Annotated in this window: 9 protein-coding genes; 7 read left to right on the forward strand and 2 right to left on the reverse strand. The window is 52.1% G+C overall.

Annotation, left to right across the window (positions count from 1 at the left end):
• Positions 1–606 precede the first annotated feature (606 nt).
• Positions 607–915: a hypothetical protein gene (locus B5E67_RS14905; RefSeq protein ID WP_087385878.1), complete on the reverse strand. Its 309-nt coding sequence runs from the start codon at positions 913–915 to the stop codon at positions 607–609.
• A 78-nt stretch (positions 916–993) separates the two neighbouring features.
• A complete protein-coding gene (locus B5E67_RS15530) occupies positions 994–1,179 on the reverse strand; it encodes a hypothetical protein (RefSeq protein WP_143405444.1) in 186 nt (61 codons plus the stop codon).
• A 223-nt stretch (positions 1,180–1,402) separates the two neighbouring features.
• Between B5E67_RS15530 and B5E67_RS14910 the strand changes: the two genes are divergently transcribed.
• The 7 genes from B5E67_RS14910 to B5E67_RS14935 are packed head-to-tail and all read left to right on the forward strand — an operon-like array spanning position 1,403 to position 6,109.
• The gene (locus B5E67_RS14910) at positions 1,403–2,518 is read left to right on the forward strand and encodes a hypothetical protein (RefSeq protein WP_087385879.1); all 1,116 of its coding nucleotides are present in this window, start codon (positions 1,403–1,405) and stop codon (positions 2,516–2,518) included.
• Between the two features lie 14 nt (positions 2,519–2,532).
• On the forward strand, positions 2,533–3,915 hold the full coding sequence (locus tag B5E67_RS14915; protein ID WP_087385880.1) for a DUF6138 family protein: 1,383 nt from the start codon (positions 2,533–2,535) through the stop codon (positions 3,913–3,915).
• Between the two features lie 10 nt (positions 3,916–3,925).
• The gene (locus B5E67_RS15990) at positions 3,926–4,303 is read left to right on the forward strand and encodes a hypothetical protein (protein ID WP_242957050.1); all 378 of its coding nucleotides are present in this window, start codon (positions 3,926–3,928) and stop codon (positions 4,301–4,303) included.
• A gap of 27 nt (positions 4,304–4,330) precedes the next feature.
• Positions 4,331–4,768, forward strand: coding sequence for a DUF2262 domain-containing protein (locus B5E67_RS15995; RefSeq protein WP_242957052.1), 438 nt, complete (start codon positions 4,331–4,333; stop codon positions 4,766–4,768).
• An 18-nt stretch (positions 4,769–4,786) separates the two neighbouring features.
• A complete protein-coding gene (locus B5E67_RS14925) occupies positions 4,787–5,011 on the forward strand; it encodes an Imm17 family immunity protein (protein WP_087366981.1) in 225 nt (74 codons plus the stop codon).
• A 13-nt stretch (positions 5,012–5,024) separates the two neighbouring features.
• Entirely contained in the window at positions 5,025–5,855 is an 831-nt protein-coding gene (locus B5E67_RS14930; RefSeq protein WP_242957054.1) for a hypothetical protein, read from the forward strand.
• A gap of 41 nt (positions 5,856–5,896) precedes the next feature.
• Positions 5,897–6,109 carry a hypothetical protein gene (locus tag B5E67_RS14935; protein WP_006572359.1) on the forward strand — a complete coding sequence of 71 codons (213 nt, stop codon included), beginning with the start codon at positions 5,897–5,899 and terminating at the stop codon, positions 6,107–6,109.
• Positions 6,110–6,155 lie beyond the last annotated feature (46 nt).

Raw genomic sequence — 6,155 nt, forward strand, 5'->3', positions numbered from 1 at the left:
CTCCCTGTGGTGGCTGTTGAGATAGGAGAAAATAAAAAAGCCGACAGACAGCCACAATTCCACGAGGGAATTGCTTCCGTCTGCCGGCTCGTCCGGCCTATAGCCGGTTCAGTCCTATCGAACAAACTTTTGACTCCTGACTTGTGTTCTTAAGGGCTTAAACCCAGTTCAACACCTCTACAGTATGTCTCAATACAATATTCACTTGTTGGGTTATGTAACACTTTAATTCAATGTTATTTATGCGAGGTTCACAGCCAAATCTTCAAAAAATTTGGATGCACGGGTCACAATCACTTTATTATGTTCCATTTCAATTACCCAATGACGTTTGCATTTGGGGCATTGATGATAGCCAATGACTATAATTTTTCCACACATAAGCCGGGTTCCGCACTTGGGACAGTTTGACACGCTCAGGTTGATTCGCTGGTCTGAAGCCATTAAAATGCCCCCTTTTCTTTGTGAATTTGATTTTGAGTTTACAGTAGATAGTGCTGATAATAGGTTAAATTAAGGCTCATTATAGCGGAATGTGATTTTTTAATCAAGGTTTATTCTGTCGAGACAAAAAATTTTCTTTTTTCAACTCTAAATATCACACCATTAACAACCGGATACAGTCTTTTCTACAAACCAGCGACCAAGACGGCCAGTGAACCGAGGGTCGATATGCTCGAAAAAATGCAGCTTCTCGTTACCATGAATCAAAACGGTAAAACAATCCATTGCCAAATCGTTCCCCGTCATCCCTGCTGGACGAAAGCCTTGTAACTTTTCAATAGGGAAAGTCCGGCCATCTGACCAAGTAATGGACATCGGCTGCATATACCCAGTAGAATCAAACTCAGCCGTTACCTTTACATATACCCGCTCAGTATGGGGGCGACCAACTTCCAGGTCATAATGTTCCATTCAAATCACCTCTCAAACTACAATTTACACCTTGACATCATAATACCACGCTGCCGCTATGTTGTCGATACAGCATCATCAAACAACTCTTTGTTTTTGGCAATGCACAAAACAAGGGCCGCTATTATGTTTGCCGCCCTTTTCTTCTCCATCACTTTTTTCTAAAATCATTTTATTGTGCAAATTTGCAGACCTATTGCTTAGCTCTCCCATTTTCCAAGGATTTGTGGTATAATTATAAAAATCATCTTTGTTTTTCTTCAAATCAAGACAACTCACCTAACGATGAGGCTCTCTTATGGAATCTTTGTTCCGGCAGCCCAGAGCTGCCCCTTCTTTTTCCTATAATTTGCTGGTCTGCCAAAGACCTAGGCCCGCTTTACAGGTAGGGTCTGGATTTGTGCAGCCTTTTCGCGCCTTGCTTTGTCCTGTCCAAGTGACAGGATAATGCAGGGCTTTTTCTTTTATCTGAAAGGAGTCAATTAAGATGAGTCTGAAATATACCTGCCCCAGCTGTGGGACACCTTTGGGCTATGAGGGATTGTGCTGGAAATGCAAGTGTGAACAGGATCGAAACGCGGCCCTCGCCTGGACACCGGAACAGATCGCGGAAAAGCAGCAAAATCTAATTCAGAACATCCAGCGGCTGAAAGAGATGGAGGACCCGGAGTTCACCGACTTTTGGCAGCTGCTGGGGTACCGGGACGCTATCACCCCGGAGATTCAGCGGGCGGCACTGGCCGCAGAGGTGTTCTGGCCCTGTGAAGTCTACTACCACGCTCCCGCCGATGTGCGGGATGGTCTGATCCATGCGCTGTTGTCCACGGAAGATTCCGGCGTGGCCTCCAACCTGATGAGCTGCCTTGCTATGCAGGGAGATGACAAGGCAATGGAGACACTGCTGGAGCTGGAGCGGAATCCTCGCCCCTGGCGAAAGGGCCTCTATGTGGACCCATCCAGCTATGCGCAGATCGGCGGCTGGACTTTTGATAAAGAGGGCCGCCGTACCCAGCTCACCTTCGACACCTGTTATCCCATGGTCAAGGGAGCTTCCGGCGAAGCATCCCCCGTCCGCATTGGTCGGGCGCGAAAGGACACCTGCCCCCACTGCGGCGGGCGTATGGTAGACATGCTGGTACTGGATGGTCGGGATGAGCGGCTCCGGTTTCTGGGGCTGAATGGCATCCTGACCGCCACCTGCTGCCCCAGCTGTGTGGGATTTTTGAAAGGTCCAGCCTTCAATCGCTTCACTTTGGACGGCGGCGTGGAGGTATTCCCTTCAGAGCTCTTTGACGGGGCGGAGAAGACGGATTGCTATGTTAGCCCCGAGGAGTACAAGGCCCTCACCGAGAATCCCTTTGTGCTTGGCAAAACGCCGGTGCCTCTGTTTTACGGTGCAGCCTGCCAGGATGTGAACACCATCGGCGGATTTGCCAACTGGGTACAGGATGCGGAATATACCACCTGCCCCCACTGCGGGAAGCCCATGAAGTATTTGGCTCAGGTTCAGTGGGATACGGTGTTTGACTGTGCAGAAGGAACCCTCTATGTGGAGTTCTGCCCGGACTGCCAGATCGTCTCCATGCAGCATCAGCAGACTTGAAAGGAGAACGCACCATGAGTTTGCCAAAGCGTGACGGCGTACATGACCGCTACTATCTGATCCACAAGCCGGACACCTTCCCAGAGGTGCTGGCAGAGGCCGATCTTTGCATCCAGGATATCCTGAACGGCACCGCTCGTGAAAATCACGCTGGCTTTCCCAGCGTGGTGCGGAATCACAAAGGAACGCCTTTTCTACCCAGTCAACTGCTGGAACGGTATTTGTCCAACCTTCCTTTAAAGGGATTTCCCTACGAGGAAGCGGTCGCCTTCTGCGATTCTCTGCGGCGGCTGGCGGGCTGGAAAGAGATTGATTACACACTGGAGCACTATATCAAAAAGCAGGTGCAGGAGAGGTATTTTGAGGCTGGAGAGAAAGAGGACTACTTTTCGCCTTATCCACCCTGTACTGTGCGGCCGGAGCTGCCACCGGAAGATGTGGATGATGGCTTGCTGCACTTTGCCTGTTATGTGGCCGTCTGCCATACGGTGTATGGGGCCAGCTACGACTCCATCACCACCGAACACATCCTGGGGCTGGTTTCCCAGCTCTGCCCCGCTATGGTAAAGGAACTGAAAACCCATGGCAGCGGCAAGCTACCGCCTAACATCCAAAAGCGGAAAACAACGCACCTGACCGCCTCGGCCAACGACGCCTTTGCCGCCATCCGCATCACCGCCAGGGACTGCGGTGAGGGGGCCTGTGAGGAAGCTCTCACCTATCTGATTGAGGTTTTGGAACAGCCGGCGTTCCCCCGCAGCTATTCCATCGAGTTCAGGGGGCCCGAGAAGATCTACCTGCCCATTCCCGGCCTGCCTAGGAAGGGCATCAACCAGTTGTTCGCCTGTGCAGTGCGGTACCCCCGCCTCCATGTCCGAATGGAGAATTATGCCCGGCTGGCCATGCGGGAGGATGAGTGGTATCAAAACCTCGCGGATCAAGCCTGTGCCATGCCTGGCACCTTTGCCGTGTTTGCCTTGGGGCTGGAAGGGCAGAAGTGGTGGCGGCTGGTGTGCGATTACCTGGACTGCTGCGATGACGAACACTCCTCTTTACAGGAAAAGTTTATTCACACCTTTTTCAAGAAGTACGGGTTTACTGCCCAGTCCCTGCCGGTGTTGGTCCACGGTGTCCAGTCCATGCAGAATCTGAAACCCGCAAAAGAGTTCCGCACTCTAATCGCCAATGAGGAGAGCCTGGATGCTCTACTGGAAATGAAGACGCATCTGGAATATTACCTGCCGGACGAATCCCGCAGTGACAAAAGGGCGCTGGCCTACCTGTGGCGTGATGTGCTCTGGGCCATTTGGGGTTCATCCTCCGAAAATGGCGGCAGCAAAGTCATCAAGTCTGCGCCGAAAGACCTGAAAGAGAAATACCAGCAGGTATTTGCGTAAGGAGAACGCCATGAAAAAGAGAACGGTCAAGGACTTTATTGCCCTGTACGCCCCAGAAGATGAGGAAAAACTGGTACTGATTCAGGACGGTGTCAGCGCGGACAAAACCTTTCTGGATACCTACTGGGCGGCGCATACCCATGCCTTGGCTATGATAGACGCCCAGACTGGGCAAGTGTTTTCCGACCGTTGTTACCTGAGCTGGCCCCTCACTGACCAGGAACGGGAGTCAGGCGCGTACACCAATCGTTTTGCCAAGGGTCAGGTCTACCGGATCAAGGCCCGCGGCTGGAAAGGTGATGCACTCTACGAACCTCAGTGGTATGTTACGGCGGTGCTGGAGGAAAATGTCCCCTGCCCTGCTCTGGAAGCGATCTGGGCGGAGTAAACAAAGCCCATTCTTCTACAAGATGAAGTGCTGGGGACCCTCACCCTGGACCGTGAATTGAGCACATTCGATGGGACCTGTCCGTGGATGGGAAGCGAAGTCCGCATTTCGCTGGACGTAGATACGGAAAAGAAAGCCTCCTGGACCCGCGCCGTCAACGTGATGAAAAAGCTGTTGGCCGACCAGGAGACTGGGGACAAGTCTCTGCGGTCCATGGCTGCCCAGAAGCTCACGGTACCGGCCAACGAATGGCTGGCAGACAATGACCAGACCGACCGGGACCCGGAGAAAGACCCCATCACGGAGGCTGAGTTCGCCTGGCGCATCCTGCTCACTGAGTTTACAGTATCTCCTGGTGGGCGTTTTACCGCCTGGTTTGAGGACGACGATATGTTCTGGGGCCATGTCATCACGGTGGACGGGACACTGAAAAAAGGCGCTGTTGACGCGTATATACAGGGGTAAAGAGAGGAGGATACCTAAATGAACAGCGAGCAGATTACTGCCTTTTTACAGGAGCATTGGAACTTTGTCACCCTAGCCATTGGCGTGGTGATTCTGATCGGAGCCATTTTGAACTGGAACTGGCTCTGTGACCCCACCGGCAAGCCGGACTCTCACCGCTATGGCCGCGGCTCCAGGCGGGTGATCTTCTTCCTACTGGGAATCGTGCTGATTGTGACCAGCATCATGTCCTGGGTACTGTAAGGGGGACAACAAAATGTCATTCAAATTTACATTCCGGGAGATCACCCCAGAAGATACGGAAATTTTGTGTATGCTCAAACTGCGGAACGCAAAGCCGGAGGAGCATATTTGCTGCGAGATCCTAAGAGGCGACGGTATCACCATGAAGACCTGGTACAGCAAGGCGGATGTAGCCCTCTGGGGAGAGGACTACATCAAGGCCAATTCCAAAATGAAATATATAGACGGCGACTGGACGGTCCGTTTAGATATGGAGCCGTGGAACCGCACACACGGCGTATCTTCGAAAGAAGTCACATCCCCGCCCTCTCCCCGTCATCCCACCTGGCTCACCGGCCATGTGAAAGAGTGGACGCAAAAACGCCTGCCCACCGTGACATTGTGTTCTACCACTGGCAATGAACTGCTGGAGGTTTGGTACTACGGTGACCTGTTGACCTTAAACGCAGAACCACAGCTATATATTGTTCCCAGTTATTTCGCTCCCGAACTTGTGACAGCTCGTGACCCGGAGAGTGGCGAGGAGTTCGTCATCTTCGACGGTGGGCGGCATGGCTACAACAATATGTTCTGCGATGAACATGATCCATCCGAACTGGAACGCCGTCTCCTCAAGCGGTATGAAATCCCCGCCTCCAAGTTGGTGCTGGAGCTGGGGTACAGCGTGGACTACGAGAACGAAAAAGAAGACTTCGAACCAGATGAGACGGATACTGTGGAATTGATCAACGGCGAGCGTATGCCTTGGGAACAGGTCAAGCGGGACGGCATTGACTATATCGCCCTTTACTATGTGAACGAGAAAGGAAAACCAGTCCAGATATTGGACGCAGAGCTGGCGTAAGTACAGCTATTCTATCCTTTGCTAATCCGAGGAGGTGTCCCATGACCCAAGAAGAACAGATCCGCCTCTATCGGCTGATGGAAAAGCTCAACTGGTTTTTCCACCAAGAGATGCACTACCTGGATCGGGAGACGGCAGAAAAGATAGCGCGGGAGTGTTACCCGGAGATTCGGGATTTTACATACGACATTTTATGGAACGACCTGCCCAAAGAGGTCCAGGAGCAGCTCATGGACGAGGAGGAATCCCTGTGAGTACACTGATTTGTTCTTTTGATGGCCTGCACGACAACAGAGTCCT

The organism is Faecalibacterium sp. An122 (genome assembly GCF_002160895.1).
Classification (GTDB): Bacteria; Bacillota; Clostridia; order Oscillospirales; family Ruminococcaceae; genus Faecalibacterium.

What these genes read in the sequence shown, in the direction of transcription:
- B5E67_RS14935 (WP_006572359.1), top strand. Translation starts at nt 5,897, where the DNA reads ATGACCCAAGAAGAACAGATCCGCCTCTATCGGCTGATGGAAAAGCTC.
- B5E67_RS14910 (WP_087385879.1), top strand. Translation starts at nt 1,403, where the DNA reads ATGAGTCTGAAATATACCTGCCCCAGCTGTGGGACACCTTTGGGCTAT.
- B5E67_RS14925 (WP_087366981.1), top strand. Translation starts at nt 4,787, where the DNA reads ATGAACAGCGAGCAGATTACTGCCTTTTTACAGGAGCATTGGAACTTT.
- B5E67_RS14930 (WP_242957054.1), top strand. Translation starts at nt 5,025, where the DNA reads ATGTCATTCAAATTTACATTCCGGGAGATCACCCCAGAAGATACGGAA.
- B5E67_RS15990 (WP_242957050.1), top strand. Translation starts at nt 3,926, where the DNA reads ATGAAAAAGAGAACGGTCAAGGACTTTATTGCCCTGTACGCCCCAGAA.
- B5E67_RS14915 (WP_087385880.1), top strand. Translation starts at nt 2,533, where the DNA reads ATGAGTTTGCCAAAGCGTGACGGCGTACATGACCGCTACTATCTGATC.
- B5E67_RS14905 (WP_087385878.1), bottom strand. Translation starts at nt 915, where the DNA reads ATGGAACATTATGACCTGGAAGTTGGTCGCCCCCATACTGAGCGGGTA.